Raw genomic sequence first — 24,900 nt, 5'->3', positions numbered from 1 at the left:
ATGTACCCGCTCATCACGCTCATCACCATCGTCATTCTGCTCATTCTCATCTGCATCCGTCAGGTGGATCAGTATGAACGCGGCATTCTGCTCACTATGGGAAAATACAGTAAGACGTGGGAGCCAGGATGGCATGTGATTGTGCCGATTTTCCAGCGATTGATAAAAGTGGATATCCGCGTGAAAGCGGTGGATGTGCCGAATCAGGAAGCGATCACCAAAGACAATATTCCCATCGGCATCAATGCTGTTATTTATTTCAAAATCAAAGATCCATCGAAAGCGGTCCTTGAAGTCGAGGATTTCTTTAATGCGGTCGGGCAGCTTGCACAGACCACCATGCGCAATGCAGTCGGTGAGGTGAAGCTTGATGAATTACTCTCGAACAAGAAAGAGATCAGTGAAAAAATAAAAATTGCCGTCGATACGGCATCCGATAACTGGGGTGTCGATGTGCAGTCCGTGGAGTTAAAAGATATCATCCTGCCGGAAAGTCTGAAGCGCACACTGGCAAAGGTTGCGGAAGCAGAGCGCGAGAAGCAGGCGGTCATCATCAATTCAGAAGGAGAAGTCGGTGCAGCGGCAAATATGGCGAAAGCTGCAGAAATGCTTGCAACCGTACCGGGCGCGTTGCATCTGCGTACATTGCAGAGCATCAATGATCTCAGTTCTGATCAATCCAACACGACAGTATGGATGGTACCGATTGAAACACTGAAAGCAATTGAGGGACTTGCAAAGAAACTGTGATTAAAAAAAAGAGCGCCTGCTTTAAAAGCGACGCTCTTTTTTTATTCGAAAAAATTACCGTGCGGAGCGCGGATGCTTCATGAACTCCTGCGCAAGATGCACCATGAATGCTGCGCTGAATGCGGTGTAGCACTGACTTGCGATGCTGTTGAAGGCATTTGCAAGTGTCTGACCACCAATTATACCGCCAACGGAAGCAAAGACGACCGCGAGACCTGTCGAGAGCACAAAGAGAATAATGAGATACAGAAGAACCGTCCCGAAATATCCCTGTGTCAGTTCAAAGCTGCGGCGCAGAGAAGCGGACAATCCTTTTCCTTCCATCACCCAGATGACATTCGACAGAATGTAACGCGGCATGAAGATGACCATGCATACCACGCCAGCCGCCATCACACACAAACCAACCGGAACAAAGAGAGGATTGAACATTCCCAGAAGCAGAAGAAGTCCGCCAACAAAAACCAGCCAGACATACGTTTTGAGAATGACAAGAAGTGTGAGACCAACAAACGGAAGAATGCGTGACGGAATAGCAGAGAACGTGTCGCCCACTGTGGCAGTCTGACGTGTGACAGCGAGCAGGTAATACAGCGTGGAAACAATGCCAACAATGGCACTGCCCACAGCAAATCCAAATCCGGCACCCGGATCAATGCCCGGTGTCATGGACACCTGCGTCAGCGCCGTGAGTACGGAGAAAATCGCGATACCTGTCAGCAGCACAGTGCGGCGTTCTTTCATGTGCTCCCAGGCGGCGGAGAAGAGATCAAAAAATCCTGTCTGTTGTGTAGCCATTGGGAAGGAAGGGGAAGGAAACACGCGAATCATAGAAGATTTTCATCGTCATATCTATTGTGCCGTCTTACCGTCGCACCCACTGTCCTCCGGGAAGTGACTGCGCCACACCTGCCATTTCGAACATCACAAGTGCAACTCCCACATCTGATGCGGTACGACCGGATTTTTCGATAATGTCGTCCGTGCTTTGCGGTAACGGCGTAAGGACGTTGTAAATGGCTTGCTCATGAGGATTTTGCGCGATGAAGGGTGGTGGTACCGTCGCACCGGGCGCGAGAATATTCAGATGGCGCAGTACATCTTCCGGCTCTGTGACCAGATGCGCCTGCTGACTTTTAATGAGCATCAGACAGCCGGCAACATTGGGATCGAAGATAGGGCCGGGGACTGCAAACACCTCGCGGTTATATTCGAGTGCGAGTTCCGCGGTGATGACCGATCCGCTTCCTTCCGGTGCTTCACACACGAGTGTTCCTTCACTGAGTCCCGCGATGATGCGATTGCGGGACGGAAACGTGTATTTGTCCGGCGGCATATCGAGCGGAAATTCACTGAGCAGCAGACCGCCATCCGCAATAATTTTTTCCGCAAGGCGTGCATGTCTGGAAGGATGAATACTTGCCAGGCCGTTTCCGAGAACCGCCACTGTCTTCCCTCCGGCCTTCATGGTTTCAATAGCCACTTCTCCGTCTATTCCAATGGCAAGACCGCTGACTGTGACCAGATGTGAACGCACAAAGACCGGCACAAAGTGCTGCACCACCCGCTGCCCGTATACACTCATATTCCGTGTGCCGACCACCCCGATCATCACCTTGTCTGCCAGAGACAGATCACCCCGGTACGAGAGGAAGAGTGGCGGGTCACCTATCTCACGTAAGCGAAACGGATACGCGTCGTCGTCCAGAGTCAGCAGTCCGACACCACACTTCTGCATAGCAAGCAGATACCCATCCGCGTTGAAGTCATGCAGCCGCGTCAGTGTCCGCTCCGCCGCTTCCTGTTTGAGCCCGAGTTCGGAAAGCATGAGAGGACTGATCTCCTCGAGTGCAGCATCCAGATCACCATACACCTGTTTTAAAGCCTTATAACGCTTGTTTGTCAGCATATTGAGCAACCACCAGGTTACAGCGGTTTTGAGTGTCATGAACATACTCTAGAGACGCAAAACCAGCCTGGAAGACACCCGAAAGAAAACTCTTGCCCGGAGAGCGGGAAATGCGCACAATGGAGCCCTCCCGAGTGTTCTAGAGACGAATAGAACAGCTGGGATCAATAGGCCATCGTAGCTCAGTTGGTAGAGCATAGGTATCGTAAACCTAGGGTCGCCGGTTCAAATCCGGCCGATGGCTCCATTCACATCACTCACCACCTCATGAAAACCTTTCTCACTCTTGGAATGATCGCAACGATCTTTTTAGCCAGCTGCCAGAGCACATTGCACAATGATGTTGATGCGATGACATCACAGTGGAAAACGTATGTGTATGAGGATACTGGTTTTTCTATGAAATATCCTGCGGACTGGCGAGTGCAACATGCCACTGCTGCAGAGCAAGACACTGTCGATATGATTGCCACATTCTCCGAGCCAGACGCTGCTGAATGGAGTCAGACGATCACACTCTATGACAGGGGATTTGTAGATCCTGCATCGTGGGATGATGTAGAAAAATCAAATTATCCGGCATACAGACAGCGAAGCGATTCTACATTTGAATACGATGGAAGAACTGATCCCCCAACGCACATTTTACACGTCAATCACTCAAACAATGTGGACGGTGTGGATGTGGTTGTAACAGTAACATCTGGCGCACAATGGAAAGAACGTATGGAACCTCTTATTCAGACAATCTTTGCGACGGCGCATTTTGAATAAAAGGAGAGAAATAGGACGAGAATGATGTTATTTGCAAATATTGCACAAATATGTTATTATATGTAAGTACATCTCACACAAACATCTATGTCCAAAACTATCCTCATTGCAGACGACGACGCCATGATCATGCAGATCTTTAGTCTTGGCATGGAACAGAATTCCTCCGATGTCCACATCCACAGCACTTCCACAGGAGAATCGACTATTATTGCGATTGAAAAAACGAAGCCCGATATCATCGTTCTCGATATACGCATGCCGCAGGGCGACGGATTCAGCGTGCTGGAGTACCTCAAGAAAGCAAAAATCAATATTCCGGTTGTGGTGCTCACGAACTACCGCAATGACGACTACGTCACAAAGTGCCGCGAATACGGAGTGAAGGATTATCTCGTGAAGCACGAAATGAAAATTGATCGCATCGTTGAGCGTGTGAACGCGTGCATGTAATCATCACGTTTCTTTTCCGGTCCGCACCGCATTCACATACAGATGAGCAAGGCGTGTTGGCTCAGGAAGTTTGTGACCGCGGAGAGAATCAATCACCAGATCGACTGCTGTTTTGAGATCGATTTTATAACCGATGGAAATGAACAGCGGGTTCGATCGTTTTTTCGTGCGAAGTACTGTACCGATCTGATCTTCATCATCCATCAGCGCTGAGCGGTCACCGGGATTGGGGCCGGGTTCTGAAAAAATACCGGCCAGTCTGCTTTTTCCAACGCCGATCGTCGGACGGTCGAGAAGTAATCCCAGATGCGCCGCAATGCCCATGCGCCGTGGATGTGCGCGGCCCTGACCATCAACAAAGAAGAGATCGGGCGTGACTGTCAGCTGTGCGAGTGCCTGCAGAAGCACAGGAATCTCACGGAAAGAAAGCAGGCCCGGGATGTACGGGTATGTGCCCACCGCCTGCACAGATGCCCTGTCGACAATCTCATTGGTCACACTGTCCCACACAATCGCCCCTGCAGTCAGAATGGAATCAAAGCGCGTCGACGATACATCAAGCCCTGCAATCAACCGGGTCGGGTAATCCACAGGAAGCGGCTGCTCCACAATCTCCCGCCCGAGACGTTTCTGCAGTTCAATGGCTTCTCTGGGGCTTTTTTGCCAGTCGTGGAGGGTCCGGATGGTAAGAGGCATAAAAGACACTATCAAACACCTTAGACGCTTTCGCAAGATCTTCCTGACCAGGATACGAGGTGGAGTCTTGAGGAAAAACCGTGTTTCTGCTATACTGACTAGATTTCTTCACACAAACACATACCCAACCATTCTATGTCTATCGAGACCTGTATTGCCCACGCTATCCACAAGGATCTGGATATTATTGAGGCCCTTCCCGAAGTCCAGGATCTGCCGGTTGAGCAGCTCGAGACATACGTGGAGAGTTACATCCTGAAAATGCAGGAATCCCTCTGTGACGTCATAGAAGCCAAGGGTGACTCCTACCTTCGCTCAAAAGACGCTGCAGGCCTCTGTGCCGCATGTTTGGAGTCCGGCGTAGGACTTCCTCCCCGGATGCTCCTTCGCATGTGCCAGACGATTATTCAGCTCACGACACTCGACGCAAAGTTCATTCTGGATACCAACGAAGGCAAGAGCCTCTACTTTGTGAAGATGCAACTGGTGTAAGACCTCACCCCGCCACACAAACACCCACATAAAAGCCCGCATACGCGGGTTTTTTCTTGTCTGCCTCACCCGGCTCTGCGGAGCCACCCTCTCCGAACCCCAACCACTTGCCACCGGAGAGGGGTGTTTTGATTGTTCCAATAAAACATAGAGTTCCACCAGAAACATTTTCCCAAAGGGAAAATGAAGCCCCGTCGTTCGTCGGGGTGGAGTCCGGCCACCCGGGGGGTGAAGGGGTCAGTGGAGATGCGGCTGGCCCGGACCGCACTTTTTGATTCTTTTTGCTGCACGGGCAAAAAGAATGCCCGCCTGGCAAGGCTCCCCGAAGGGAATCTCTCTATTAAGACAAAACCACCTGCCCCCGTTCATCAAACGGAAAAAATGGATTCCATGCCACTTCCCACAAGTATCCGTCAGGATCTTTAAAGTATCCATTGTATCCGCCCCAGAACACATCCTGCGCCGGCTTGGTAATAACGGCACCGGCAGCCTCTGCCTCTTTCAGAAAGGTACCCACATCTTCTTTATTTTCTACATTCTGCGCCAACGTGATGCCCTGAAAGCCAGACCCCTCTGCAGAGACCATCGCATCCTTCGCAAGCTCTGCTTTTGGAAAGAGCGATAACACCGCTCCACCGGTCTTGAAGAACGCCACAGAACCTTCCTGGCTGGATGACGACAACTCAAACCCAAGCTTCTGATAAAAAGCCTGCGATACCGCCAGATCGGAAACGCCGAGAGTGATGAGGTTGATGCGGGAGTGCATAGAGAGAGTATAACAAAAGAAAAGTAACCCGACTTCGCTTTCAGCTACGCCGGGTTCTTTGATCTGCGGTTCGCGCTCTGGCAGCTCACCTTTGATCAAATAACAAAAAACCCCGCTTTCGCGGGGCTTTGAATTGCATAGTGAGCGATGTCACCCTGAGCGGAGTCGAAGGGTTAACGCTTGGAGAACTGAGGCGCACGGCGAGCGCGGTGCAAACCTGGCTTCTTGCGTTCCTTTGTGCGGCTATCGCGGCGCAGGAATCCTGCTGCCTTCAGTTCACCGCGGAGTTCCGGGTTCAAAAGAAGAAGCGCGCGGCTGATACCGTGGCGGATCGCGTCGCTCTGTGCGGACTTTCCTCCACCAAGGACATGAGCCTCAATATCAAAATTCTTCAGATTGCTTGTGAGGAGCAACGCTGCTGTTGCATTTTCTATCTGTGTTCCTGCGAAGTATTCCTTCAGAGCAAGGTTATTCACCTGTGCTTTTCCTGTGCCATCCTGAAACAGTTTCACGCGGGCAATGGCAGTCTTTCTCTTGCCGACACTGTAGAAATACGGGCGCTTGGATTCCATAATTAGGAGCGAGTAATGGTGAGGGGAGCAGGCTGCTGTGCAGCGTACGGATGCTCAGCATCAGCGTAGACGTGCAGGCGCTTCAGAATTTCGCGGCGGAGACGGTTGTCTTCCAACATTCCTTTCACAGCATTCTCCACAACGTACTCCGGCTTCTTTTCCATCATCACATCAAGCGTCACGTGCTTCATGTTTCCCGGGAAACCCGTGTGACGGTGGTAGGTCTTGCGGAGTCCTTTCTTCGGAGGGAGCTTCATTTTGGCTGCATTGATCACGACAATGTGCTCACCGCACAGCTGGTGTGGGGAGAAGGTAACCTTGTGCTTGCCGCGCAACATGTGTGCAGCTTTCACAGCAACTTTACCGATCGTCTGGCCATCGGCATCAATCAGATACCACTTCGGTGCCTCTGGTTTAATCGTGGAAGTTTTCATTATGCAGCGGAGGAATCGTTGGATGAAGAAGCAACCGGCTCAGATGCAGCCTTTGTGGAGGTTGCTGTCTTCTTGGCGGGTGTTTTCTTAGCTTTCGGAGCTTTCTCCACAACCTGCGTTCCGATCTCTGCATCAATGAGCATCAGGTCGACGAGCTGTGCACCGTCACCCTTGCGGGCACCGGCAGCCTTGAGCGTCGTGAAACCGGATGTGCGTGTCTTGTAGCGTTCACGGAGAACTTCCATCACCTTGCGGCTTGCGTTGGTATCCGTCACGTAGGCGTTGAGCGAACGGACAGCAACGTGTGTCTCCTGGCGCTTTGCCGTGCTGATCAGACGATCAACGATGGTCTGGACAATACGGGCGCGTGCCTTCGTCGTACGAATTGCTTCGTAGAGGAAGAGGGACGTGACCAGGTTCCGCTGGAGCAAACGGGAGTGAGCGGGTTTCTGGGTGAGCCGGAGGCGGGAAGTCTGCTTTCGCATGGGGCGGGGAGAATACGTGAATCAGGAGTGCAAAACAAGGTGTAGAAACGTGCAGTTTGCACGATTATTCTTCAGATTCGTTGGAAAGGGTCAAACCACGTGTTGCAAGGGTTCCTTTGACCTCATCGAGGGCTTTGGCACCAAATCCGCGGAAGTTGCTGAGAATGGATTCCGTGCACTTCGTGAGCTGCTCAATGGAGCCGACACCGGCGTTGATGAGCGCGTTCAAGGTGCGCGGGGAGAGGTTCAGGATTTCAATCGGGGTATAGCTCTCTTTCACAGGCTGTGCACCGGTGCCAACCTCTTCAATCTGGGTAGCAGACACGCGGGAGAAATCAGCCATGAATTCAGGCTCAATAGTCTTCTGGTCGGAACCAAAGTACTTGAAGTAGCTCTGGAGCAGCTGGGAAGCGAACTGCATCGCTTCGTCTGCGGTGAGGGAACCGTTCGTCATGACTTCCATCACGAGCTTTTCAAGGTTTGTGCGCTGACCGACGCGGGATGCTTCAATATCGAAACGGACTTTCTCGACCGGGCTGTAGACAGCATCAATGTAGATGAGACCCGGTTCGTGGTGCTTCTTGTTTCTTTCGGAAGCCGGCTCGTAGCCCACACCTTTTTCGACGGTGATCTCGATTTTGACCGATCCACCCTTTTCAATGGTGAACAGGTGCAGATCCGGATTGAGGACTTCGATATCGGAAGAGGTCTTGAGATCGGCAGCGGTAATATCCTTCGGGCCTTTCACGTCCAGCGTGATGGTCTCGGAATCTTTGCTGTGCTTGCGAAGCTTGACCTGCTTGAGGTTAAGCATGATATCAACCACAGACTCTGTGACACCCTTGATGGTGGTGTATTCGTGCTGTGCACCTTCCACACGGATAGACGTAATGGCTGCACCCGGCAGGCTGCTCAGAAGAACGCGGCGCAGCGCGTTTCCAAGGGTCATCGCAAATCCCGGCGGAAGCGGGGAAATGGAGAAAACCTTGTGTGAGTCGTCGCCTTTGGATCCCTTTGCAGAGCCAAAAACCGGCAACCCGATTTCTTCCTGAATGATATGCATAGAATGGAGAAGGAAGAGGAAAAAGTGCGGAGGAACAGACGTCCGCCGCGGAAGGTTAATTGCGTGAGTAGAATTCGACGACCAGACGCATATCAATACCCTGTTCTGCATCAGCAGCATCAGGAGTAGCAATCACCTCCACCGAGAGGGCGCTGGAGTCTGCCTTCAGCCACTTCGGAGCGAGATATTTGTCATGGCTGTCGCGAATGGCAATGAAGACGGGAGAATCTTTCACCTGCTTGCGGACGGTAATGACCTGTCCGGGCTGCACACGGTAGGACGGAGTGGTCACACGGTGACCATCAACCATAAAGAGACCGTGACCGGCGAACTGGCGGGACTGCATGCGGGTCATGGCAAAGCCTGCGCGGTAAATCACGTTATCCAGGCGCTGCTCAAGGAGCTGTTTCATCTGATCACCTGTGCGTCCTTTGGACTTGAGTGCCTCTGCGTAGAGGCGGGCAAACTGCTTCTCGGAGAGACCGTACATGATGCGAGCCTTCTGCTTTTCCTTCAGCTGCTTTGCGTATTCAGAATCACGACCGGCGCGGGTCTTCGGGTTCTTGCCCGGACCATACGGCTTTTTCGACATAGCCTTGTCGTACTTGTCAGAACCGAAGAGGTTCATGCCGAGTCTGCGTGTGAGCTTCGCTTTGGGTCCTGTGTACTTCATAGAGATGGGATGATGAGGATGGAGATTGCGGGTGAGAGAGGCTTAGACGCGGCGCTTGCGGGTGAGGCGGCAGCCACCGTGTGCGATCGGTGTGAGATCGACGATAGAATCGAGGTTGAGACCGGCACCCTGGAGACCGCGGATAGACTGTTCGCGTCCCGGGCCAATACCCTTCACTTCCACAGCAACTGATTCAATGCCGAAGGATGCTGCCTTTTCGACAGCCTTCTCTGCGGCAACCTTTGCGGAATACGGGGTCGACTTGCGGGATCCTTCGAATCCGGATGAACCGGAGCTTGCCCAAGCCAGAACGTTTCCATCGAGATCGGTGATGGTCACAATGGTGTTGTTCTCACCGGCATGAATACAGACGCGTGCGTTTTTGACGGTGCGCTTGACCTTCTTCTTGCGGGTCTTGGTGGTGGCGGAGGCTGGAGCCATAGAATCGAGGAGTAAGTGACGGAGTGGGGATAGAAAGAGAGATGAAGAGGGTTTACGTCTTGGTCAGGGTTGTGCGACCAGATGTTCCTGTCTTCTTCTTTCCGCGCTTGGTGCGGGCATTTCTGCGGGATGTTTGACCGCGGACCGGCAGTTTCTTGCGGTGACGCATGCCGCGCCAGGTACCGATATCCTGCAGGCGCTTCACATCCATGGAGACTTTGCGGACGAGTTCACCTTCGGTGAGTTCTTTTTCGATACGGGAGCGGAGGCGTGCTTCCTGTTCTTCGTTAATAGCCTCAGCCTTCAGATCGAGATCGATCTTCAGTTCTTCGAGGATGCGCTTGGACATTGGGCGACCAATGCCTTTGATAGCAGTCAGCGCGATTTCAATGCGCTTGCTTGCGGGGAGAACGACACCAGAGATACGGACCATAGAAAGGTTGAGAAGATGAGAATGCAAAATGAATTAACCCTGGCGCTGCTTGTGCTTCGGGTTCTTGCAACCGACACGAACAACACGCTTGCCCTTGCCATTGCGGCGCAGGAAGGTGAAGCAGTCTTTGCACATACGTTTGACGGAGGCGCGAACTTTCATGTCTTCAGGGAGTAGGAGGGGTAACGGGAGCGGAAGGAGGGGTGGGAGCAGAACCATTCGGGTTTAAGAGTGCTTCCAGGGGCTGATCGGAACGGAAACGGTACGTAATCCGCCCTTTCTGCAAATCATACGGTGTCATTTCCACTCGTACTCGGTCTCCCGGAAGGATATGGACGCGATTAACGCGCATCCGTCCCGCCAAATGACAGAGTAGTTCGTGATCTTTTGCTTGCGGACTCAGGATTTTGACACGGAATGTGGCATTTGGAAACGTTTCTTCCACGAGACCGATGAGTTCTATGACGTCCTTAGACACAGGGCAAACAAAAGAAAATGAACCGAAAAGGCCGAGGCATCCTACATACGCCGAAGAGCGCCAGCAAGCTCATTATCTGTCTTTTTGGCAAGATCATCTACTTTGTCTTGCAAATTTTCAATTATATTTTATAAATATATAAGTATCACTCAGGCAAGGACTTCACAGCCGTTTTCCAGAATAAGGATCGTATGTTCGAAGTGAGCAGCCAATGATCCGTCTTCCGTGACAAGGGTCCAGCCATCCCCCGTCCCATGCACTTCATCCGCACTGATGGAGACAATTGGTTCGATGGCAACAACTGTTCCTGCCGGGAAAACCGGGCCAGTCCCCTTTTTGCCAAGGTTTGGGATATCCGGATACTGATGGAGCGTTTTTCCGAGACCATGACCCGTGAGTGACTTCACTGCACGGCAGCCGCCTTTTTCAACGGATGCCTGAATGAGGGCGGATACATCCCCCACCCGCACGCCTGCTTTCAGAAAAGAGACGGCGTCCGCGAGGGCATTCTCGGTGACATGCAATAAATTCTGGGCTTCCTTGGAAATGTTGCCGACGCCCACCGTAATACAGGCATCGGTATAGAGTTCATCGTAAATAACGCCGCAGTCGAGGGAGACAATGTCGCCGTTCTGCAGTACTTCATCGTTGGGGATGCCATGCACACACTCATCATTCACTGAGGTGCAGAGTGTTGCCGGGTAGCCGTGAAATCCTTTGAAGGCAGGAATACCTCCGTGTTCGCGGATATACGATTCGGCAAGGGCATCAAGCTGGTTGGTGGTGACACCGGCCGCAACTTTACCGCGGAGCATCTCCAGACAGCCACGCAGAATCTTCCCGCCTTTGCGGAAGGATGTGATTTCTGACTCGGTGAAAACCTGGATACCAGACATGAGACCAGCTTATAGGTTTTAGCTTTCAGCTTCTAGCTTTTTCAAAAAGATACACACACGACAAGATCCTGAAAGCTGACAGCTAGAAGCCGAAAGCTCAAAGGGCTGCAATGATATTCTCATACACCTCATCCATCGTCCCCTCCCCGCCCACATCAATCACTTTCCCCTGCATGCGGTAGTCGTTGATGACGGGCTCGGTTTTTTCATGAAACAGATTCATGCGGCGGCGGATGAATTCCTCGTTCGCATCGTCTGCCCTCCCCTGCTCCTGTGCACGCTGCTGCACACGCTTGAGTGCCTCTTCTTCGTCGACCACTAAGTGCACACAACGGAAATCACGACCAAGATCATTCATCAGGGCATCAAACGCCCGCTTCTGATCCATGTCACGGGGAATACCATCGAAGAGAAGTTTTTCGTCGAGTGGCTGTGCGGCAACGGATGTGCGTACGACTTCCATGATAATTTCAAACGGCACCAGGTGTCCGTGGTCAATGTAGGACGACACTTTGTGTCCGAGATCGGTATCGGATGCAGCGATCTTCCGGAGTTCTCCTCCTGCTTCGAAAATATGGTAGCCGTGCTCCGCGGCGAGCCGCTTTGCTTGCGTTCCTTTTCCAGAGCCCTGAATACCGAAGAGCAGGAGATCCATAGCTGTCAGTGAAGAAGAAGTCCTGAAGCCGGCACAACAGACCAAAGAGGTCATCAGACGTGCCAAAACTCCAGCGAAGGCCGGGGCAGACTAGCGGACAGATCCTCTGCTGGCCAGTCTTTTTAGAAAAGGGCTCCTAAAAGCAGCGTATTGAGTTTTGTACTATATACTATACATTAGACCTATAGCTTAGTAGAGCTAGAAAACCCGATCTTTTCCTCACCGGTGAAAGGAAGTAATGCCATGAAACGTCTGATGTTTTCCAACCCCTATGCGTCCATTCCAATCCTTCTTCTGTGTGTATATGGGATCAACACACTCATTGTCACGTCTTTTGTGCAAAGCTCTCTCCGAATAAGCATGGAACAAGTGGCTCTTGATCAAAAAATTTTAGAATCGGGACCCGACGCAAAAAGGGCATCGAGCTGGATTATGCAAACCCAATTCGACCCCGTTCCTGCTGACAGCAGGCAGGGCAAGTTGCGACGCGCGCAGGCTTTTGCAAAATTGGGACAGATTGATGCCGCCTATGCTCTCTGGAACGAATCGCTGCTTCTCTCGGAAAAAGATCCGATCTGCCCGTCAGCCATTCTCCATGTCGGCATTGCGTTCGCCGAAAAATGGGAAATTGAAAAAGCCCGCAGCGTTTTTGAGAATCTGTTGAAGACTGCTCCGCGCGATACCTACTGCGTACATGGCGTATACGCACAATGGTTGTTGAAATGGGATATAGATCACGACTATGCAGCCAAGCTGATGGAGAAAGTGGTCAGAAATACGCCCCTGAAAATGGCGGACCGCCTCCAATATGTCATCTGCCTGGACGCAGCCGGACGAACACAGGATGCGATTTCTGAAGCGAAAGAAGCGCTCAGATTCAAAAAGGAGAACTGGGACACACTGGAGACGACGAGACTAGAAAAACTTCTCATCGTTCTTCAAGAAGAACAGGCTCTTGCTGTCATACAGTAATTGCTTCCAATCATCGAACGACAGAAAAGACCTCTAAAAAAAATCCCGTCTCCACTTGGATGACGGGATTTTGCTGTAAGCAAGATGCAAAAAATATTTAGACGAGCTTGTCGTAATCGTGCGCGAGCATTTGCGCATTCACCTGGCGAATGAGCTCCATCACAACACCAACCATGATGATGAGTCCGGAACCGGAGACGATCAGGTTCTGCGCATCGAGGTTGGAGAACTTCGTGAAGAGAATCGGGAGGATGGCAACAACACCGAGGAAGATACCGCCCCAGAGGTTCAGGTTATTACTGGTCTTCTGGAGAAGATCTGCTGTCTGCTTTCCCGGACGCATACCCGGCACGAAACCGCCGCGCTTCTGAATGCTCTCTGCAAGTTCCACCGGCTTGAACGTGACAGACACGTAGAAGAAGGTGAAGAGAAGCACGAGCAGGAAGTATGCGATGATGTACGGGTAGCTCGGGTTCTGTGCGTTGAAGTACGTGTTGATGAAGCTGATGACCCCCTGGAAGCGTGGTGCGGTCTGCAGGAACTGCGCAAGGATCGCAGGCAGTGTCACGAGAGAGATCGCGAAAATGATGGGCACCATTCCGGCCTGGTTCAGACGAATCGGCAGTCCGCCCTGTACACCGCGACCTGCACCCTGGTTGGCGTAGGTGATCGGGATGAGACGGTGTGCATCGGTAAAGAGCACAACGGCGATGAGCATCGCGAGGGAGAGAATGGCGAAGAGAATGAATGCACCCTGGTTGCCGCTTGTACCGGCAAGATACATCGCGCTGATCTGTGTCGGGATTTCTGCAACGATACCCGTGAAGATGATGAGAGAAATTCCGTTTCCGATTCCCTTCTCTGTAATCATTTCACCAAGCCACATCAGGAAGACAGAACCCGCGGTCACAAACAGCATCGGGAGGATGACATTCGGGAAAGTGAGATCGACGAGGTTGATACCACCACGACCGATGAGCACGAGGAATCCGTAGCTCTGCAGGAAACAGAGCGGGAAGCTGAGCCAGCGTGTGTAGCGGTTCATCGTCTGCTGTCCGGCTTGCCCCTCTTTGCTGAGAGCCTCAAGCTTCGGGAAGATCACGGAGCACAGCTGCATGATAATGGATGCGTTGATGTACGGAGAGAGACCAAGGAGAGCGATCGAAAAGTTATTGATGCCACCTCCTGTGAGTGCGGCAAACACACCGAGCAGTCCGCCGTTATTGCTGCTGCTCAAAAACTGGTTGAGAGCAATGGGATCGGTTCCCGGGATCGGAGTGTGTGCAAGCACGCGATACGCGAGCAAGAGTCCGAGTGTGACAAGGATGCGCTTGCGCAGATCCTTGGTGTGCCAGATTTGACGCAGATAGGTGAACATAGAAAAGCGAGGAACTGCTGATGAAAGAAGTCGATCAGATTGTAACGATAGTCGACCGTTTGGATACCATTGTCAATGATTAATCGCGAACGATCGTGAGCGTGCCGCCTGCTTTTGCGAGCGCTGCCTTGGCTGCCTTGGACGCTGCGTGCACCTGAATGTCGAATTTCTTGGAGACAGTGCCCTGTCCGAGGAGCTTGACGAGCGTTCCCTTGCGAACAAGACGCTTCTTCAGAAGGTCTGCAAGTGTGTAGGTGCCTGCATCAAGAGTCTTTTCGAGCGTCGCGAGGTTGATGACTTCGTATGTTTTGTGATTGAGGCTGGTGAAACCGCCCAGTTTCGGCTGGCGGCGGATCAGAGGAACCTGTCCTCCTTCAAAACCGTGGTTTCTGCCCTTACCCGTGCGGGACTGCTGACCCTTTGTACCACGTCCGGCTGTTGTGCCGCCTTTTCCGCTATTACCACGCGCAACGCGCTTTGGGAGTCTGCGGGAGCCGGTAGCTGGACGAAGAGAGTGCAACATAAGAGGCCGCGATGGTACTTGCTTGTACAGAGAAGTTCAAGGGGAATTATTGGCAGCTTGTAGCTTTTTGCTTTCAGCTTTCGGGGGTGGCCATGAAAAACACGTGTTTTGTCGAACAATTATGGCTTAAAATGGCTTATTTTGGCTTTATAAGATAAAGGAGAGGGACGCCTATAATTGCTATAATTAGAGTATTATTGTATAATATAAATACAAACAAACCGCAATGTTCAGCCATATTCTTGCTTCACTGGCCCTCGCCTTCAGCCTGCTTCCGCAGACAGTGCAGCCCGCAAACAGCGGTCAGACGGAAACCGTCACGCGCGCAGAAGCGGCAACGGCTCTTCTCCTTGCACGAAACCCGAACGTCGCGGTCATCAAAAACACCGGGCAGTTTTCCGATATCCGCCGCGGCGACTGGTTCGAGCCCTACATGCTCGCGGCAGAACGTGTCGGCATTCTGAAAGCGAACGCGGACAAAAAGCTGCGTCCGAATGACGCGGTGAACCGCGCAGAGTTTTTGAAAATGCTCACACTCACCTTCACCGTTCCGACCGGGTACGCACACTCATTCTTGGATGTGCCGAAAGATGCATGGTACGCAGAATATGCGGGCATTGTCCGCGTCTTTAAACTTCCACTGCAGGATAACACACAGTATTTTGGTGCCGATAAAAAAATAACGCACATGCAGGCGCTGCAGAGTATCCAGACATTCGTCCGTCTCTATAATCCTTCTGCAAAAACAATTCTTGATGAACAGCAGATCGCCATCGATCAGTCGGAAAATAAGCTGGTGCTCTACGATCTTATTTCCACACGCAAAACAAAAGTTGTCTTCAGCGCCGCCTCCCCTGCTGCTCTGCATTCTGCAGCAGTCAAACCGCAGCCGACACTGCCGGAACTGCGCACGCAGATTGTCATGCTCGTGAATGGTGAGCGCCTGAAAGCCGGACTGAAGCCGCTTATTTACAGCACGCAACTGGAGGAATCCGCACAGCGCTACGCGCAGCAGATGGCGGAAGAGGGATTTTTCGGGCACGTGAGCCCTAAAGGGGAGACAGTCAAAGACCGTATTGCAGCGACCGGGTACTACGCACATTCCTATTCGGAAGACTGCAATTGTATCAAAGGATTTTCTTTAGGGGAGAATCTCGGACGCGGACAGAAAACGGCTGATGAGGTGATGGCCGACTGGATGAAATCAAGCACACATCGCGCAGCCATCCTCAGTCCAGACTATAGTGATATTGGTGTCGGCGTGTTTTCCGGCATCTGGGTGGAGCACTTTGGAGGTGTACTGCTTCCGGGACAGAAGATAGTGGGAAGCAAATGATGCGGATTATCCGGCTTTCGCAGGCGCATCTATTTTCGTCAGGCTCTCATGTGAAGGCGCAGGATGAATATGAGTCCTGACCGGCTTGCCAGCTTTATCAAAATTTCCCTGTGTGACAGAACCATCATCCTGCAGAGAGAGCGTTGTCTTCCCGTCCGGGTGCATCAACAGAAATTCTCTGACGCACAGATGATGTGCGGCCAGTAATTCCGTAATGTGTCGGGCAATGCTTGCACGATCTGCACAGACCACTTGCGTCACTCCTTCAAGAGAACGGACTGCAAAAACCTCTGCTCCTGTGAGCGCGGTACGGACATCGTCTACGGTTGGGGCTTTTTCCATAAACGTCAAACTACCCTTCAGTTTTTCTAAATCAAGAGCATCGGACAACTTACGCAGCCTTGTCCTCCTTCTTTGCTTTAGGCTTCTCGACGAGGTTTCCGCCAACGACCTGGTCCTTGGAAACTGCCTTCACCTGAGCGGCTGCAACATCGGCTACCGGAACAACCGGAGCGGTGTCATCGACCATACCGGCGCGGAGACCCTTCAGTTTTTCGAGAGCTTTGAATGTTGCCTGTGCGTTCACGAGCGTGTTGCCTGTACCGAAACGCTTTGCGAGCACGTTACGGACACCGGCGTGATCAAAGATCACACGGAGTGCGCCTCCGGCAATGATTCCTGTTCCTTCGGATGCAGGCATCAGGCGAAGCTTGGCTGCTTTGAATTTCACGTCAACGTTGTGCGGGATGGTGCCCTTGGTAAGTGGCACGCGGATCATCTTGCGCTTGGCATCCTTGGTTGCCTTCTGCACTGCAGACTGCACTTCGTTTGCCTTTCCCGTACCGAGTCCGACTTTACCTTTCTTGTTTCCGACAACAACAATGGCGCGGAAACGCATGCGGCGTCCTCCTTTCACCACGCGTGTCACACGATCGACAGAGAGAGTGGTCTCCGTAAATTCGGAGGGAGCACGCTGACCGCGGTCGCGTTTGTTCTGCCGGTCTGGGGAGGAAGTCTTGGCCATGGGAATGGGCTGGGTGAGGAGGGGTGGAAATTAGAAGTTGAGTCCGCCTTCGCGTGCACTGTCGGCGAGAGCCTTGATGCGTCCGTGGTACTTGTAGGCGTTGCGGTCGAAGAGCACGGTTGTAATGCCGGCGTCTTTTGCTTTCTTGGCGATAAGTTCACCGACTTTCTTTGCACCGTCGATATTCAGGGTTGCCTTTGCTTCCTTGGTGGAAGCGCTGCAGAGCGTGCGGCCTGCCTCGTCATCAATGAGCTGAGCGGACAGAGATGTCAGCGAGCGGTAGACAGTGAGGCGCGGGCGTGCAGCTGTGCCACTGATCTTGGCGCGGATGCGACGCTTGCGAGCGAGCCGGTCTTGAATCTTCTTGAGTAACATGGGAGACGGGGTTGGTTGGTTACTGGTTATTGGTTACTGGTTATCCGCCCTTCGCGGTTGCTGCCTTACCGACCTTGCGGCGAACGTGTTCATCGGAGTAGCGGATTCCTTTGCCCTTATACGGTTCAGGCGGGCGGAGTTCGCGGATGCGAGCTGCAACCTGTCCAACAAGCTGCTTGTCAGCGCCCTGGATGCGCAGGATGTTCTTGTTGCGCTCGTCCTGGACGATTTCAACCTCAGCGGGGATAGCGAAGTCAATCGGGTGGCTGTGACCGAGGTTCAGCACCAGAGTCTTTCCCTTCAGAGCGGCCTTGTAACCGACTCCGATAATTTCGAGCTGCTTCTGGTAGCCTTCAGACACACCTTTCACCATGTTTGCAACAAGGGCGCGGGTGAGACCGTGGCGTGCGCGTCCATCCTTTGTGTCAACCTTGCGACCGACAGTCAGAGCAGATCCTTCCACGACAAGCGTGACTTCCGGGAGAAGCTCGTATTTCAGCTCTCCTTTAGGACCCTTCACGTGGACAACTGAGCCCTTGAGCTCAACGGTCACACCGGACGGGATAGCCACTGTTTTATTTCCAATGCGAGACATGTTAGGCGATGGTACAGAGAACTTCTCCACCGACGTTGCGCTTGCGCGCTTCTTTGTCGGTCAGCAGGCCTTCACTCGTAGTGAGGATGGCAATGCCGTATCCGCGGAGAACGGGCTTCAGTTCGGATGCTCCGCTGTAGTGGCGGCGTCCCGGCTTACTGACGCGGCTGAGAATGAGGGTCTTGCCTGGGACAAACGTCACAAGAAGATTCAATTTGGGACTCTCTCCTTTTACTTCGACAGTCTGGAGCATTCCTTCGCGCTGGAGCAGCTCACAGAGTTCCTGCTTCATACGTGACCACGGAGCAGTCGTATACTTGCGCTTTGCAGCCTGGGCATTGCGAATGCGGGTCAGAAGGTCGCCGATGGGGTCGTTGACGTAGGTCATGGGGATTACCAGGAAGATTTGGTGAGACCCGGGATTTCGCCGTTGGCGGCGAGTTCACGGACGCAGATGCGGCAAGCACCGAAGAAGCGAATGAATCCATGGCGGCGTCCGCACAGCTTGCAGCGGTTGTAGACGCGTGTTGGGAAAGCGGTTTTCTTACCCTCCATCTTCGCCTTCATGAAGGCGTCGAGGTTCTTTTTCTGCCGGTTGACGAGAGCGAGGCGGGCCATGGGAAGTGAAGAGTGGGGATTCTCTAGAAGAGAAAGGAAGGGGTCAAGGACTTAGTTACCAGATTCTGATTTGCGATCCGGACGGAACGGCATACCAATCTGCTTGAGGAGGGCTTTGCCGGCTTCATCGTTGCCAGCGGTTGTCGTGATCTGAATCTGGAAGCCGAATGTCTTCTGGATGTCGAGTGCCGGGATTTCCGGGAAGACTGTGTGATCCTTCAGACCGATCGCGTAGTTACCGTGACCGTCGAGCTTTGTCGGGAGACCGCGGAAGTCGCGGATGCGGGGCAGGACGTAGCTGATGAGTCTGTCGAGGAACTCTTCCATCTTGCGGCCACGCAGTGTGACCATAGCGCCGACGATACGGCCTTTTGTGATTTTAAAGTTGGAGATGGACTTCTTGCTCTCACGGAACACCGGCTTCTGTCCGGTCATTTTCATGAGTGCTTCTTCAATCAGTTCCTGCATTTCTTTTCCTTCCATCTTTGTGCGGTTGATACCGACGTTCACGACGACCTGCTTGATCTTCGGGAGCGCGTGTACGTTGGTGATGCCAAGCTCTTTTTTGAGAGCGTCGGCGATCGGGCCGCGGAGCCGGTCATGGAGAGTTGCGTAAGCCATGTTTATCCACCTTGGGAGCGATGTGCGGCTGTAAAGGACGTGCCGCCTGCGTCATTGGTCTTGCTGGAATCAGTGGTCTTTCCTCCTTCTGCATCTGTCTTCTTCCAGAAGGCCTGCTTCTTGGGAGCGCTGACTGCAGTATCTTTCGTATCAGATTTCTTAGTGGACTTCTCCGTTGCAGCCTTGGTGACTGCCTTCACGATGACCTCTCCGCTTGCCTTGGCAATGCGGGACTTGCGTCCGGTCTTTTCGTCGATCTTGTATCCGATACGTGTCGGCTTCTTTGTCTTCGGATCAAGGATAGCAACGTTACTGACGTGAATGCTTGCTTCGTATGTGACACGCTGACCCGGACCCTGAGCGGTCTTCTTGATGTGGCGTGTGCGCATGTTGATGCCTTCGACCACGACACGGCTCTTTGTTTCGAGGACGCGGGTGACAGTTCCCTGCTTTCCCTTGTCTTTGCCGGTCATAATGACAACAACGTCACCTGTATGGATCTTCATAGTACGTCGGGAGCCTGGGAAATAATTTTCTGGTAGCCCTTTGCACGCAGTTCGCGAGCGACGGGACCAAACACGCGTGTTCCCTTGGGAACACCGTCTTTCTGGATGATGACACAGGCATTGTCGTCAAAGCGGACACCGGATCCATCCTTGCGGCGGGTCAGGGTGCGGACGCGAACGACGACGGCACGCTCCACTGCTTTCTTCTTCACTGTTCCACGCGGAGCAGCATCTTTGATAGATACAACGATCACATCTCCTACGCGTGCATAGCGACGGCCTGTTCCTCCGAGAACACGGATGCACATAGCCTGCTTGGCGCCGCTGTTATCTGCCACGGTGAGGTAGGTCTGCTGCTGGATCATTTGGAGGTGGGTTCAGTGGATTCTGTAGAGTCGGTTGCTTTGCGGGTCATGGCGTTCGCCACGTCTTTCTCCACGGACATCTCGCCAACGCGCGGAACGCGCTTGAGGACTTCTTTCAGGAGGAAATGCTTGTTCTTGGAGAGTGGCTTGCACTCTTCGATCAGGACTTCGTCACCAACAGCGACATCTGTCATTTTGTTCAGATCCACCAGGAATTTCTTGCTGCGGCGGAAGCTCTTCTTATACAGAGGATGGCTCACCTGACGGTGGGTGGTCACCGTAACGGTGCCTGTCATTTTTGCCGATGTGACGATGCCTTTCTTCGTAATCATTTGGCTGTGGGGGCGGAGACTTTAGCGGTTTTCTTTGCAGTTTTCAATGGAGTCTTGGCAGGAGCGGAAACTGATTTTTCGTTGAGGATTGTCAGCATACGAGCCAGTTCTTTCTTCTCGCGGAGGAAACGTGCGGTATCTTTCTCGGAGCGCATCTGCACATCAATGTGCATTTTGCCGACGATCAGACGCTTTTCGGCAATCTCCTTGCGGAGATCATCCGTCTGCATGTTTCTGAGCTCTTTGGTGGTGAGGGTGGTTGCCATGAGAATTAAGCGGCGAGGGAAGAAGTGGACTCATCATCTGTGACAACAGGAGCAATCTTGCTGACGATCTTTGTCTTCAGCGGGAGCTTGTGGCTGGCCAAGCGGAGAGCTTCGCGGGCTTTTGCTTCCGGCAGACCGTCCATTTCAAACACCATGACGCCGCGCTTGAGAGTGATTGCAAAGTATTCGAGTGATCCTTTTCCTGCTCCCATCGGCACTTCTGCTGCTTTCTTTGTGACGGCAGTGTGCGGGAAGATACGGATCCAGATTTTTCCGCCGCGCTGGACAGAGTGAGTCATTGCCTTACGTGCGGCTTCGATCTGGCGGGCTGTAATTTCTCCGCTCTCCACCACCTTCAGTCCAATAGAACCGAACGCGAGAGTTGCTCCACGCGTAGCCTTGCCTCCAACCGCGCCGCGGTTTCTGTGGGGCTTCCGATACTTGAGCTTTTTAGGTTCTAACATGGGTGAGAGGGATTACTGGTTGGCAGGAAGTGCGGATGACTGAGCTTGCTGGATATTCTTGAACACCATTCCTTTATAGACCCAGACTTTGATACCGATTGTGCCGAACTTTGTAATGGCGTGGCGGCGTGAGAAGTGAATATCTGCACGGAGGGTCTGCAAGGGGATGTTGCCTTCTTTGAACATTTCATTGCGGGCGATTTCTGCACCATTGAGGCGGCCGGAGACGAGAACTTTGACTCCCAGGGCACCGGACTGCATTGCCTTTTCAATGGCCATCTTGGCTGCGCGGCGATAGGGCATACGGCGCTGAATCTGTGCCTGGATGTTTTCTGCAATCGTGACGCTGTCTGTGTCCGGGGAACGGATTTCCTGGATCACGACTTCGAAGTTTCCTCCGAAACGCTTCTCGAGATCCTTCTTGAGGTCTTCGATTGCAGCACCCTGTTTGCCGATGAGGATACCGGGCTTGCTGGACTGGATAGACACAGACACGCGCTTTCCGCGTTCGATGCCGATCTCGCTGATTCCTGCATCCTTCATCTTGGTCATGATGTGCCGCTTGATGAGCTGATCCTGAAGGAACAGATCGCGGTACTTCTTGCCTCTCGCGAACCAGATCGAGGACCACGTGTGGGTGATACCGATTCGGAAGCCGTTGGGGTTAACTTTTTGACCCATGGGATGGTGAGGTTGAGGAGTAGGAAAGGAGAGGAATTACGACGGGGATGAACCATCAGAAACAACCGGCTCGGCCTGCACTTCGCTTGTCGCGGTTACGGGCTGAGTGGAAGATGTGTTGGTCTCTTTTACAGGAGTTTTCGTTGCTTGTGAAGCGGGTTTCTTCGTAGTTGCGGGCTTTTTAGCGGCAGCCTTCACTTCTTTCTTTGCCTGAGCCTCTGCATGGACACCATCTGCAATACCGAGTGCGAGAGTGATGTGGCTCATAAACTTGTTCATCATGCGCATACGTCCGCGAGCCATCGGCACACCGCGGCGGTAGGCTGTTCCCTGGTTCACAATGATGGTCTTGATCATGAGGTTTCCTGCCTTCTGCTTGTCGTTGTGCTGAGCGTTTGCAACAGCAGACTTCACCAGCTCCTCCACCATGCGGGCGCCTTTCTTATTCGTCTTGGACAGAGCCGAGAGAGCTGCATCCACGCGCATGCCGCGCACCATCATGGCAATGATGTTTGCTTTCTTCGGAGCGATGCGGGCGGAACGGAGATAGGCTTTCATGGGTGGGTTGAGATTGAGATTGAGAGGTGAGATGTAGAGGGATTATTTCTTAGCGGGTGACTTGCCTGGAGCAGGAGCGGCGGCCATCTTTCCTCCGTGACCCTTGAACTTTGTGGTCCAGGAGAACTCTCCGAGCTTGTGACCAACCATCTGTTCTGTGACGTAGACGGGGAGGAATTCCTTGCCGTTATGGACAGCGAAGGTGAATCCGACGAACTCAGGCGGGATGTCGCAACCGCGAGCCCAGGTCTTGATGATCTTCTTCTCGCCTTTGGCGATCTGAGCCATCACTTTACCGAGCAGGCGCTCATCGATGTAGGGGCCTTTGCTGAGAGATCTGGACATAAGAGGTGAGAATAAGAGTGAGAGTGGGTTCTAAGGGGGATTATTTCTTCTTGTTCTTCTTCACGCGGCGGCGAACGATAAGGTCGCTGCTCTTGAGCTTGCGCTTGCGGGTTTTGACACCAAGGGCCTTCTTTCCCCACTTTGTCTTCGGGGCCTTGAGACCGATGGAGTTGTGACCTTCTCCTCCTCCGTGCGGGTGATCAACGGCGTTCATCGCCTTACCAAGCACATGCGGGCGAATACCGCGCCAGCGCATACGTCCTGCCTTTCCCCAGCTGATAAGGCTGTGTTCAGGGTTGGAGACGATACCGATGGTTGCACTGCACTCCTTCTGCACTTTGCGCATTTCGCTGGATGGCAGTTCGATGAGGGCAAAGTTGCCGTCGAAGCCGACGAGTGTTGCGGATGTTCCTGCAGAGCGGACAATCTGACCTCCCTGTCCCGGACGCATTTCCACGTTGTGGACCTTATATCCGACCGGAATGTACTGGAGTTGCATGCGGTTACCGACTTTCACCTTGGTGCGCTCACCGGAGACGATACTGTCACCGACTTTCATGGTCTGCGGTGCAATAACGTAGCGCTTCTCACCATCTGCATAGCTCACGAGAGCGATATACGCAGTGCGGTTTGGATCATATTCGAGGGACGCGACTGTTCCCGGGACTCCTGCCTTATCAATCTGGCGGAAGTCGATATCGCGGAGCAGTTTCTTGTGGCCTCCACCGCGGCGGCGGATAGCGATGCGTCCGCGGTTGTCGCGGCCGGAGATGCGCTTCTTGCCTTTGGTGAGACCCTTCTCCGGACGAACTTTTGTCAGCTCAGAGAAGTCCGCGACGGTGTACGCGCGTCGTGCAGAGGTCGTTGGTTTAAGCTTCTTGAGCGGCATGGGTTGAATTAGGAGGCTTTAAATTTGGAGAAATCGAGAGCAGGGCTTTTTTCGGTGAGAGTCACCATCATACGCTTGGACGGGCTGCGCTTGACCATCACGCGTCCGGCTCCGAGAGCACGGGACTTGGTGGTGGTGCGCATAACACGGATAGACGCGACATCAACGTTGTAGAACTTCTTGAGAGCGGCCTTCACGTCGATCTTCGTTGCGTTGTTCCAGACTTTCAGCGTGTAGTTACGGGACGTTTTCATGCGTTCCGCTTTCTCTGTAACAATCGGGCCGAGGATGATGCGGGAGATATCCATGAGAGGGGTTAGGATTTCTTGGTAGAGGATTTTTCAGCGGCGGCCTTGCGGGCTGCTGCTTTCTTACCGATGACTTTACCTGTCACAGCACGCGGCTTCTTTTCAACAATCTCCTTCTTGGTTGTGTTTGCAACAGTCTCTTTCTTTCCAAAGACCTTGTCTGCTTCGTCGATTGCATCCACCAGGAAGACAATGTGACGTGCCTGGAGCACCTCCTCAGCGTTCAGATAGGACGCGCGGACGGTTTCAACGGCAGCAATGTTGCGGGCGGAGAGCTGGAGAGCCTTGTGCTCAGCCGGGCTTACAATGAGGATCTTGCGTCCGTATTCAACGGGCATCTTCTTGAGCAGATCGGTCAATGTCTTCGTCTTGATAGTGTCCGGGAAGCTTTCGATTGCAACGATTGCACCCTTTTCTGCCTGAGCGGCGAGACAGCTGCGCAGTGCAGCGTGACGCATTTTCTTCGGCATATCCTGGTCACGGTTCATGATGTTTCTCGGACCGAAGAGCTTTCCTCCTCCGCGCATAAGCGGGTTACGGATAGCACCGTGGCGGGCGCCTCCTGTGTGCTTCTGGGCGCGGATCTTGCGTGTGGAACCCTGCACTTCGCTCTGTGTTTTGACGTGAGCGGGAGACTGGCGGCGGTTTGCCTGCTGCATAGTGACAGCCTGGTGCATGAGACCCCAGTTGACGTCGCCTCCGAAGAGGGATGCGGGCAATTCCAGAGTCTTCACTTTGGAGCCGGTAGCGGAGAAAACATCAATAGTCATAAAA

The 24,900-nt window shown here is 52.9% G+C and carries 41 protein-coding genes and 1 tRNA gene; 7 read left to right on the top strand and 35 right to left on the bottom strand.

The window, feature by feature from the left end; translation table 11 throughout:
- The gene (locus K8942_01240) at positions 1 to 750 is read left to right on the top strand and encodes a slipin family protein (protein ID UPA22821.1); all 750 of its coding nucleotides are present in this window, start codon (positions 1 to 3) and stop codon (positions 748 to 750) included.
- 54 nt (positions 751 to 804) lie between these two features.
- Here the strand turns inward: K8942_01240 and K8942_01235 are convergent, their stop codons facing one another.
- Positions 805 to 1,548, bottom strand: a complete 744-nt coding sequence (locus K8942_01235; GenBank protein UPA22820.1) for a hypothetical protein — start codon at positions 1,546 to 1,548, stop codon at positions 805 to 807.
- A gap of 67 nt (positions 1,549 to 1,615) precedes the next feature.
- A complete protein-coding gene (dprA, locus tag K8942_01230; protein ID UPA22819.1) occupies positions 1,616 to 2,698 on the bottom strand; it encodes a DNA-processing protein DprA in 1,083 nt (360 codons plus the stop codon).
- 132 nt (positions 2,699 to 2,830) lie between these two features.
- On the opposite strand from dprA, the gene K8942_01225 reads away from it, so the two are divergent.
- The 3 genes from K8942_01225 (at position 2,831) to K8942_01215 (ending at position 3,886) form a co-directional block, all read left to right on the top strand.
- Positions 2,831 to 2,906 (top strand) — tRNA-Thr (locus tag K8942_01225).
- A 20-nt stretch (positions 2,907 to 2,926) separates the two neighbouring features.
- Complete coding sequence (locus tag K8942_01220; GenBank protein UPA22818.1) at positions 2,927 to 3,433, top strand: hypothetical protein; 507 nt, start codon at positions 2,927 to 2,929, stop codon at positions 3,431 to 3,433.
- 87 nt (positions 3,434 to 3,520) lie between these two features.
- Positions 3,521 to 3,886, top strand: a complete 366-nt coding sequence (locus tag K8942_01215) for a response regulator (GenBank protein UPA22817.1) — start codon at positions 3,521 to 3,523, stop codon at positions 3,884 to 3,886.
- A gap of 3 nt (positions 3,887 to 3,889) precedes the next feature.
- On the opposite strand, the gene K8942_01210 is transcribed toward K8942_01215, so the two are convergent.
- The gene (locus K8942_01210) at positions 3,890 to 4,582 is read right to left on the bottom strand and encodes an endonuclease V (protein ID UPA22816.1); all 693 of its coding nucleotides are present in this window, start codon (positions 4,580 to 4,582) and stop codon (positions 3,890 to 3,892) included.
- Between the two features lie 135 nt (positions 4,583 to 4,717).
- Between K8942_01210 and K8942_01205 the strand changes: the two genes are divergently transcribed.
- On the top strand, positions 4,718 to 5,074 hold the full coding sequence (locus K8942_01205; protein ID UPA22815.1) for a hypothetical protein: 357 nt from the start codon (positions 4,718 to 4,720) through the stop codon (positions 5,072 to 5,074).
- Positions 5,075 to 5,414: 340 nt separating this feature from the next.
- Here the strand turns inward: K8942_01205 and K8942_01200 are convergent, their stop codons facing one another.
- The 12 genes from K8942_01200 to K8942_01145 form a co-directional block, all read right to left on the bottom strand.
- Positions 5,415 to 5,840 (bottom strand): VOC family protein, encoded by a 426-nt coding sequence (locus tag K8942_01200; GenBank protein UPA22814.1) that lies wholly within the window; start codon positions 5,838 to 5,840, stop codon positions 5,415 to 5,417.
- Between the two features lie 173 nt (positions 5,841 to 6,013).
- Positions 6,014 to 6,412, bottom strand: coding sequence for a 30S ribosomal protein S9 (gene rpsI / locus K8942_01195; protein ID UPA22813.1), 399 nt, complete (start codon positions 6,410 to 6,412; stop codon positions 6,014 to 6,016).
- Between the two features lie 2 nt (positions 6,413 to 6,414).
- Positions 6,415 to 6,846, bottom strand: a complete 432-nt coding sequence (rplM, locus tag K8942_01190; protein UPA22812.1) for a 50S ribosomal protein L13 — start codon at positions 6,844 to 6,846, stop codon at positions 6,415 to 6,417.
- Positions 6,846 to 7,331: a bL17 family ribosomal protein gene (locus K8942_01185; protein UPA22811.1), complete on the bottom strand. Its 486-nt coding sequence runs from the start codon at positions 7,329 to 7,331 to the stop codon at positions 6,846 to 6,848. The genes rplM and K8942_01185 overlap by 1 nt, the downstream gene beginning before the upstream one ends.
- Before the next feature lie 64 nt (positions 7,332 to 7,395).
- Positions 7,396 to 8,394, bottom strand: a complete 999-nt coding sequence (locus K8942_01180; protein UPA22810.1) for a DNA-directed RNA polymerase subunit alpha — start codon at positions 8,392 to 8,394, stop codon at positions 7,396 to 7,398.
- A gap of 55 nt (positions 8,395 to 8,449) precedes the next feature.
- Positions 8,450 to 9,067 carry a 30S ribosomal protein S4 gene (gene rpsD / locus K8942_01175; GenBank protein UPA22809.1) on the bottom strand — a complete coding sequence of 206 codons (618 nt, stop codon included), beginning with the start codon at positions 9,065 to 9,067 and terminating at the stop codon, positions 8,450 to 8,452.
- Positions 9,068 to 9,109: 42 nt separating this feature from the next.
- Positions 9,110 to 9,508, bottom strand: a complete 399-nt coding sequence (gene rpsK, locus K8942_01170) for a 30S ribosomal protein S11 (GenBank protein UPA22808.1) — start codon at positions 9,506 to 9,508, stop codon at positions 9,110 to 9,112.
- A gap of 52 nt (positions 9,509 to 9,560) precedes the next feature.
- A complete protein-coding gene (rpsM, locus tag K8942_01165) occupies positions 9,561 to 9,941 on the bottom strand; it encodes a 30S ribosomal protein S13 (GenBank protein UPA22807.1) in 381 nt (126 codons plus the stop codon).
- Positions 9,942 to 9,974: 33 nt separating this feature from the next.
- Positions 9,975 to 10,103, bottom strand: coding sequence for a 50S ribosomal protein L36 (gene rpmJ, locus K8942_01160; protein ID UPA22806.1), 129 nt, complete (start codon positions 10,101 to 10,103; stop codon positions 9,975 to 9,977).
- Between the two features lie 4 nt (positions 10,104 to 10,107).
- Positions 10,108 to 10,419 (bottom strand): translation initiation factor IF-1, encoded by a 312-nt coding sequence (infA, locus tag K8942_01155; protein UPA22805.1) that lies wholly within the window; start codon positions 10,417 to 10,419, stop codon positions 10,108 to 10,110.
- Between the two features lie 149 nt (positions 10,420 to 10,568).
- Entirely contained in the window at positions 10,569 to 11,315 is a 747-nt protein-coding gene (gene map, locus K8942_01150) for a type I methionyl aminopeptidase (GenBank protein UPA22804.1), read from the bottom strand.
- Positions 11,316 to 11,412: 97 nt separating this feature from the next.
- Positions 11,413 to 11,970 carry an adenylate kinase gene (locus K8942_01145; GenBank protein UPA22803.1) on the bottom strand — a complete coding sequence of 186 codons (558 nt, stop codon included), beginning with the start codon at positions 11,968 to 11,970 and terminating at the stop codon, positions 11,413 to 11,415.
- 432 nt (positions 11,971 to 12,402) lie between these two features.
- Here K8942_01145 and K8942_01140 point away from each other — a divergent pair, with 432 nt between their 5' ends.
- Positions 12,403 to 12,942 carry a hypothetical protein gene (locus K8942_01140; GenBank protein UPA22802.1) on the top strand — a complete coding sequence of 180 codons (540 nt, stop codon included), beginning with the start codon at positions 12,403 to 12,405 and terminating at the stop codon, positions 12,940 to 12,942.
- Positions 12,943 to 13,039: 97 nt separating this feature from the next.
- On the opposite strand, the gene secY is transcribed toward K8942_01140, so the two are convergent.
- Together secY and rplO are read right to left on the bottom strand one after the other, a co-directional pair.
- Positions 13,040 to 14,320 carry a preprotein translocase subunit SecY gene (gene secY / locus K8942_01135; GenBank protein UPA22801.1) on the bottom strand — a complete coding sequence of 427 codons (1,281 nt, stop codon included), beginning with the start codon at positions 14,318 to 14,320 and terminating at the stop codon, positions 13,040 to 13,042.
- A gap of 79 nt (positions 14,321 to 14,399) precedes the next feature.
- Positions 14,400 to 14,843 carry a 50S ribosomal protein L15 gene (gene rplO / locus K8942_01130; protein UPA22800.1) on the bottom strand — a complete coding sequence of 148 codons (444 nt, stop codon included), beginning with the start codon at positions 14,841 to 14,843 and terminating at the stop codon, positions 14,400 to 14,402.
- A gap of 226 nt (positions 14,844 to 15,069) precedes the next feature.
- Here rplO and K8942_01125 point away from each other — a divergent pair, with 226 nt between their 5' ends.
- Positions 15,070 to 16,179, top strand: coding sequence for an S-layer homology domain-containing protein (locus K8942_01125; protein UPA22799.1), 1,110 nt, complete (start codon positions 15,070 to 15,072; stop codon positions 16,177 to 16,179).
- A gap of 6 nt (positions 16,180 to 16,185) precedes the next feature.
- Here K8942_01125 and K8942_01120 read toward each other — a convergent pair whose 3' ends face one another.
- The 18 genes from K8942_01120 to rplD are packed head-to-tail and all read right to left on the bottom strand — an operon-like array spanning position 16,186 to position 24,896.
- Complete coding sequence (locus K8942_01120; GenBank protein ID UPA22798.1) at positions 16,186 to 16,521, bottom strand: hypothetical protein; 336 nt, start codon at positions 16,519 to 16,521, stop codon at positions 16,186 to 16,188.
- 49 nt (positions 16,522 to 16,570) lie between these two features.
- On the bottom strand, positions 16,571 to 17,203 hold the full coding sequence (rpsE, locus tag K8942_01115) for a 30S ribosomal protein S5 (protein ID UPA22797.1): 633 nt from the start codon (positions 17,201 to 17,203) through the stop codon (positions 16,571 to 16,573).
- Positions 17,204 to 17,233: 30 nt separating this feature from the next.
- Complete coding sequence (gene rplR, locus K8942_01110; protein UPA22796.1) at positions 17,234 to 17,578, bottom strand: 50S ribosomal protein L18; 345 nt, start codon at positions 17,576 to 17,578, stop codon at positions 17,234 to 17,236.
- A gap of 40 nt (positions 17,579 to 17,618) precedes the next feature.
- Entirely contained in the window at positions 17,619 to 18,173 is a 555-nt protein-coding gene (rplF, locus tag K8942_01105; protein UPA22795.1) for a 50S ribosomal protein L6, read from the bottom strand.
- 1 nt (position 18,174) lies between these two features.
- Positions 18,175 to 18,561 carry a 30S ribosomal protein S8 gene (rpsH, locus tag K8942_01100; protein UPA22794.1) on the bottom strand — a complete coding sequence of 129 codons (387 nt, stop codon included), beginning with the start codon at positions 18,559 to 18,561 and terminating at the stop codon, positions 18,175 to 18,177.
- A gap of 5 nt (positions 18,562 to 18,566) precedes the next feature.
- On the bottom strand, positions 18,567 to 18,791 hold the full coding sequence (locus tag K8942_01095; GenBank protein UPA22793.1) for a type Z 30S ribosomal protein S14: 225 nt from the start codon (positions 18,789 to 18,791) through the stop codon (positions 18,567 to 18,569).
- Between the two features lie 51 nt (positions 18,792 to 18,842).
- The gene (rplE, locus tag K8942_01090; GenBank protein ID UPA22792.1) at positions 18,843 to 19,412 is read right to left on the bottom strand and encodes a 50S ribosomal protein L5; all 570 of its coding nucleotides are present in this window, start codon (positions 19,410 to 19,412) and stop codon (positions 18,843 to 18,845) included.
- Positions 19,413 to 19,414: 2 nt separating this feature from the next.
- Complete coding sequence (gene rplX, locus K8942_01085) at positions 19,415 to 19,918, bottom strand: 50S ribosomal protein L24 (protein UPA22791.1); 504 nt, start codon at positions 19,916 to 19,918, stop codon at positions 19,415 to 19,417.
- The gene (rplN, locus tag K8942_01080; protein ID UPA22790.1) at positions 19,915 to 20,283 is read right to left on the bottom strand and encodes a 50S ribosomal protein L14; all 369 of its coding nucleotides are present in this window, start codon (positions 20,281 to 20,283) and stop codon (positions 19,915 to 19,917) included. The genes rplX and rplN overlap by 4 nt, the downstream gene beginning before the upstream one ends.
- Complete coding sequence (locus K8942_01075) at positions 20,280 to 20,615, bottom strand: 30S ribosomal protein S17 (protein ID UPA22789.1); 336 nt, start codon at positions 20,613 to 20,615, stop codon at positions 20,280 to 20,282. Before K8942_01075 ends, rplN begins: the two co-directional genes overlap by 4 nt.
- Complete coding sequence (rpmC, locus tag K8942_01070) at positions 20,612 to 20,881, bottom strand: 50S ribosomal protein L29 (GenBank protein ID UPA22788.1); 270 nt, start codon at positions 20,879 to 20,881, stop codon at positions 20,612 to 20,614. Before rpmC ends, K8942_01075 begins: the two co-directional genes overlap by 4 nt.
- 5 nt (positions 20,882 to 20,886) lie before the next feature.
- Positions 20,887 to 21,345, bottom strand: coding sequence for a 50S ribosomal protein L16 (gene rplP, locus K8942_01065; GenBank protein UPA22787.1), 459 nt, complete (start codon positions 21,343 to 21,345; stop codon positions 20,887 to 20,889).
- 12 nt (positions 21,346 to 21,357) lie between these two features.
- Positions 21,358 to 22,026 carry a 30S ribosomal protein S3 gene (rpsC, locus tag K8942_01060; GenBank protein UPA22786.1) on the bottom strand — a complete coding sequence of 223 codons (669 nt, stop codon included), beginning with the start codon at positions 22,024 to 22,026 and terminating at the stop codon, positions 21,358 to 21,360.
- 36 nt (positions 22,027 to 22,062) lie between these two features.
- A complete protein-coding gene (gene rplV / locus K8942_01055) occupies positions 22,063 to 22,584 on the bottom strand; it encodes a 50S ribosomal protein L22 (protein ID UPA22785.1) in 522 nt (173 codons plus the stop codon).
- 42 nt (positions 22,585 to 22,626) lie between these two features.
- Complete coding sequence (gene rpsS / locus K8942_01050) at positions 22,627 to 22,929, bottom strand: 30S ribosomal protein S19 (GenBank protein ID UPA22784.1); 303 nt, start codon at positions 22,927 to 22,929, stop codon at positions 22,627 to 22,629.
- A 40-nt stretch (positions 22,930 to 22,969) separates the two neighbouring features.
- A complete protein-coding gene (rplB, locus tag K8942_01045) occupies positions 22,970 to 23,818 on the bottom strand; it encodes a 50S ribosomal protein L2 (GenBank protein UPA22783.1) in 849 nt (282 codons plus the stop codon).
- Positions 23,819 to 23,826: 8 nt separating this feature from the next.
- Positions 23,827 to 24,126: a 50S ribosomal protein L23 gene (locus K8942_01040; protein UPA22782.1), complete on the bottom strand. Its 300-nt coding sequence runs from the start codon at positions 24,124 to 24,126 to the stop codon at positions 23,827 to 23,829.
- Positions 24,127 to 24,134: 8 nt separating this feature from the next.
- The gene (gene rplD / locus K8942_01035) at positions 24,135 to 24,896 is read right to left on the bottom strand and encodes a 50S ribosomal protein L4 (GenBank protein UPA22781.1); all 762 of its coding nucleotides are present in this window, start codon (positions 24,894 to 24,896) and stop codon (positions 24,135 to 24,137) included.
- Positions 24,897 to 24,900: the final 4 nt, after the last annotated feature.

This window comes from Candidatus Peribacteria bacterium, from assembly GCA_023038255.1.
In the GTDB taxonomy this organism is placed as follows: domain Bacteria; phylum Patescibacteriota; class Gracilibacteria; order Peribacterales; family Peribacteraceae; genus CALREJ01.
This window is presented reverse-complemented; position numbering and strand designations above follow the sequence as displayed.

Excerpts from the sequence above, each read along its gene's own strand:
- rplP (UPA22787.1), bottom strand. The coding sequence starts at position 21,345 with ATGTTAGAACCTAAAAAGCTCAAGTATCGGAAGCCCCACAGAAACCGC.
- K8942_01125 (UPA22799.1), top strand. The coding sequence starts at position 15,070 with ATGTTCAGCCATATTCTTGCTTCACTGGCCCTCGCCTTCAGCCTGCTT.
- rpsD (UPA22809.1), bottom strand. The coding sequence starts at position 9,067 with ATGAAGTACACAGGACCCAAAGCGAAGCTCACACGCAGACTCGGCATG.
- rplV (UPA22785.1), bottom strand. The coding sequence starts at position 22,584 with ATGAAAGCCTATCTCCGTTCCGCCCGCATCGCTCCGAAGAAAGCAAAC.
- K8942_01120 (UPA22798.1), bottom strand. The coding sequence starts at position 16,521 with ATGGAAAAAGCCCCAACCGTAGACGATGTCCGTACCGCGCTCACAGGA.
- K8942_01215 (UPA22817.1), top strand. The coding sequence starts at position 3,521 with ATGTCCAAAACTATCCTCATTGCAGACGACGACGCCATGATCATGCAG.
- K8942_01220 (UPA22818.1), top strand. The coding sequence starts at position 2,927 with ATGAAAACCTTTCTCACTCTTGGAATGATCGCAACGATCTTTTTAGCC.
- rpsH (UPA22794.1), bottom strand. The coding sequence starts at position 18,561 with ATGACCTACGTCAACGACCCCATCGGCGACCTTCTGACCCGCATTCGC.
- K8942_01145 (UPA22803.1), bottom strand. The coding sequence starts at position 11,970 with ATGGATCTCCTGCTCTTCGGTATTCAGGGCTCTGGAAAAGGAACGCAA.
- K8942_01235 (UPA22820.1), bottom strand. The coding sequence starts at position 1,548 with ATGGCTACACAACAGACAGGATTTTTTGATCTCTTCTCCGCCGCCTGG.
- rplD (UPA22781.1), bottom strand. The coding sequence starts at position 24,896 with ATGACTATTGATGTTTTCTCCGCTACCGGCTCCAAAGTGAAGACTCTG.
- rplF (UPA22795.1), bottom strand. The coding sequence starts at position 18,173 with ATGTCTCGCATTGGAAATAAAACAGTGGCTATCCCGTCCGGTGTGACC.
- rplB (UPA22783.1), bottom strand. The coding sequence starts at position 23,818 with ATGCCGCTCAAGAAGCTTAAACCAACGACCTCTGCACGACGCGCGTAC.
- rplO (UPA22800.1), bottom strand. The coding sequence starts at position 14,843 with ATGTTGCACTCTCTTCGTCCAGCTACCGGCTCCCGCAGACTCCCAAAG.
- K8942_01205 (UPA22815.1), top strand. The coding sequence starts at position 4,718 with ATGTCTATCGAGACCTGTATTGCCCACGCTATCCACAAGGATCTGGAT.
- rpsM (UPA22807.1), bottom strand. The coding sequence starts at position 9,941 with ATGGTCCGTATCTCTGGTGTCGTTCTCCCCGCAAGCAAGCGCATTGAA.
- dprA (UPA22819.1), bottom strand. The coding sequence starts at position 2,698 with ATGACACTCAAAACCGCTGTAACCTGGTGGTTGCTCAATATGCTGACA.
- K8942_01040 (UPA22782.1), bottom strand. The coding sequence starts at position 24,126 with ATGGATATCTCCCGCATCATCCTCGGCCCGATTGTTACAGAGAAAGCG.
- K8942_01240 (UPA22821.1), top strand. The coding sequence starts at position 1 with ATGTACCCGCTCATCACGCTCATCACCATCGTCATTCTGCTCATTCTC.
- K8942_01180 (UPA22810.1), bottom strand. The coding sequence starts at position 8,394 with ATGCATATCATTCAGGAAGAAATCGGGTTGCCGGTTTTTGGCTCTGCA.
- rplE (UPA22792.1), bottom strand. The coding sequence starts at position 19,412 with ATGGCTTACGCAACTCTCCATGACCGGCTCCGCGGCCCGATCGCCGAC.
- K8942_01140 (UPA22802.1), top strand. The coding sequence starts at position 12,403 with ATGCAAACCCAATTCGACCCCGTTCCTGCTGACAGCAGGCAGGGCAAG.
- rpmC (UPA22788.1), bottom strand. The coding sequence starts at position 20,881 with ATGGCAACCACCCTCACCACCAAAGAGCTCAGAAACATGCAGACGGAT.
- K8942_01185 (UPA22811.1), bottom strand. The coding sequence starts at position 7,331 with ATGCGAAAGCAGACTTCCCGCCTCCGGCTCACCCAGAAACCCGCTCAC.
- rplX (UPA22791.1), bottom strand. The coding sequence starts at position 19,918 with ATGAAGATCCATACAGGTGACGTTGTTGTCATTATGACCGGCAAAGAC.
- rpmJ (UPA22806.1), bottom strand. The coding sequence starts at position 10,103 with ATGAAAGTTCGCGCCTCCGTCAAACGTATGTGCAAAGACTGCTTCACC.
- K8942_01200 (UPA22814.1), bottom strand. The coding sequence starts at position 5,840 with ATGCACTCCCGCATCAACCTCATCACTCTCGGCGTTTCCGATCTGGCG.
- rpsI (UPA22813.1), bottom strand. The coding sequence starts at position 6,412 with ATGGAATCCAAGCGCCCGTATTTCTACAGTGTCGGCAAGAGAAAGACT.
- K8942_01075 (UPA22789.1), bottom strand. The coding sequence starts at position 20,615 with ATGATTACGAAGAAAGGCATCGTCACATCGGCAAAAATGACAGGCACC.
- rpsC (UPA22786.1), bottom strand. The coding sequence starts at position 22,026 with ATGGGTCAAAAAGTTAACCCCAACGGCTTCCGAATCGGTATCACCCAC.
- rpsE (UPA22797.1), bottom strand. The coding sequence starts at position 17,203 with ATGGCCAAGACTTCCTCCCCAGACCGGCAGAACAAACGCGACCGCGGT.
- rpsS (UPA22784.1), bottom strand. The coding sequence starts at position 22,929 with ATGTCCAGATCTCTCAGCAAAGGCCCCTACATCGATGAGCGCCTGCTC.
- K8942_01095 (UPA22793.1), bottom strand. The coding sequence starts at position 18,791 with ATGGCCCGCCTCGCTCTCGTCAACCGGCAGAAAAAGAACCTCGACGCC.
- rplN (UPA22790.1), bottom strand. The coding sequence starts at position 20,283 with ATGATCCAGCAGCAGACCTACCTCACCGTGGCAGATAACAGCGGCGCC.
- K8942_01210 (UPA22816.1), bottom strand. The coding sequence starts at position 4,582 with ATGCCTCTTACCATCCGGACCCTCCACGACTGGCAAAAAAGCCCCAGA.
- secY (UPA22801.1), bottom strand. The coding sequence starts at position 14,320 with ATGTTCACCTATCTGCGTCAAATCTGGCACACCAAGGATCTGCGCAAG.
- rpsK (UPA22808.1), bottom strand. The coding sequence starts at position 9,508 with ATGGCTCCAGCCTCCGCCACCACCAAGACCCGCAAGAAGAAGGTCAAG.
- map (UPA22804.1), bottom strand. The coding sequence starts at position 11,315 with ATGTCTGGTATCCAGGTTTTCACCGAGTCAGAAATCACATCCTTCCGC.
- rplM (UPA22812.1), bottom strand. The coding sequence starts at position 6,846 with ATGAAAACTTCCACGATTAAACCAGAGGCACCGAAGTGGTATCTGATT.
- rplR (UPA22796.1), bottom strand. The coding sequence starts at position 17,578 with ATGTTACTCAAGAAGATTCAAGACCGGCTCGCTCGCAAGCGTCGCATC.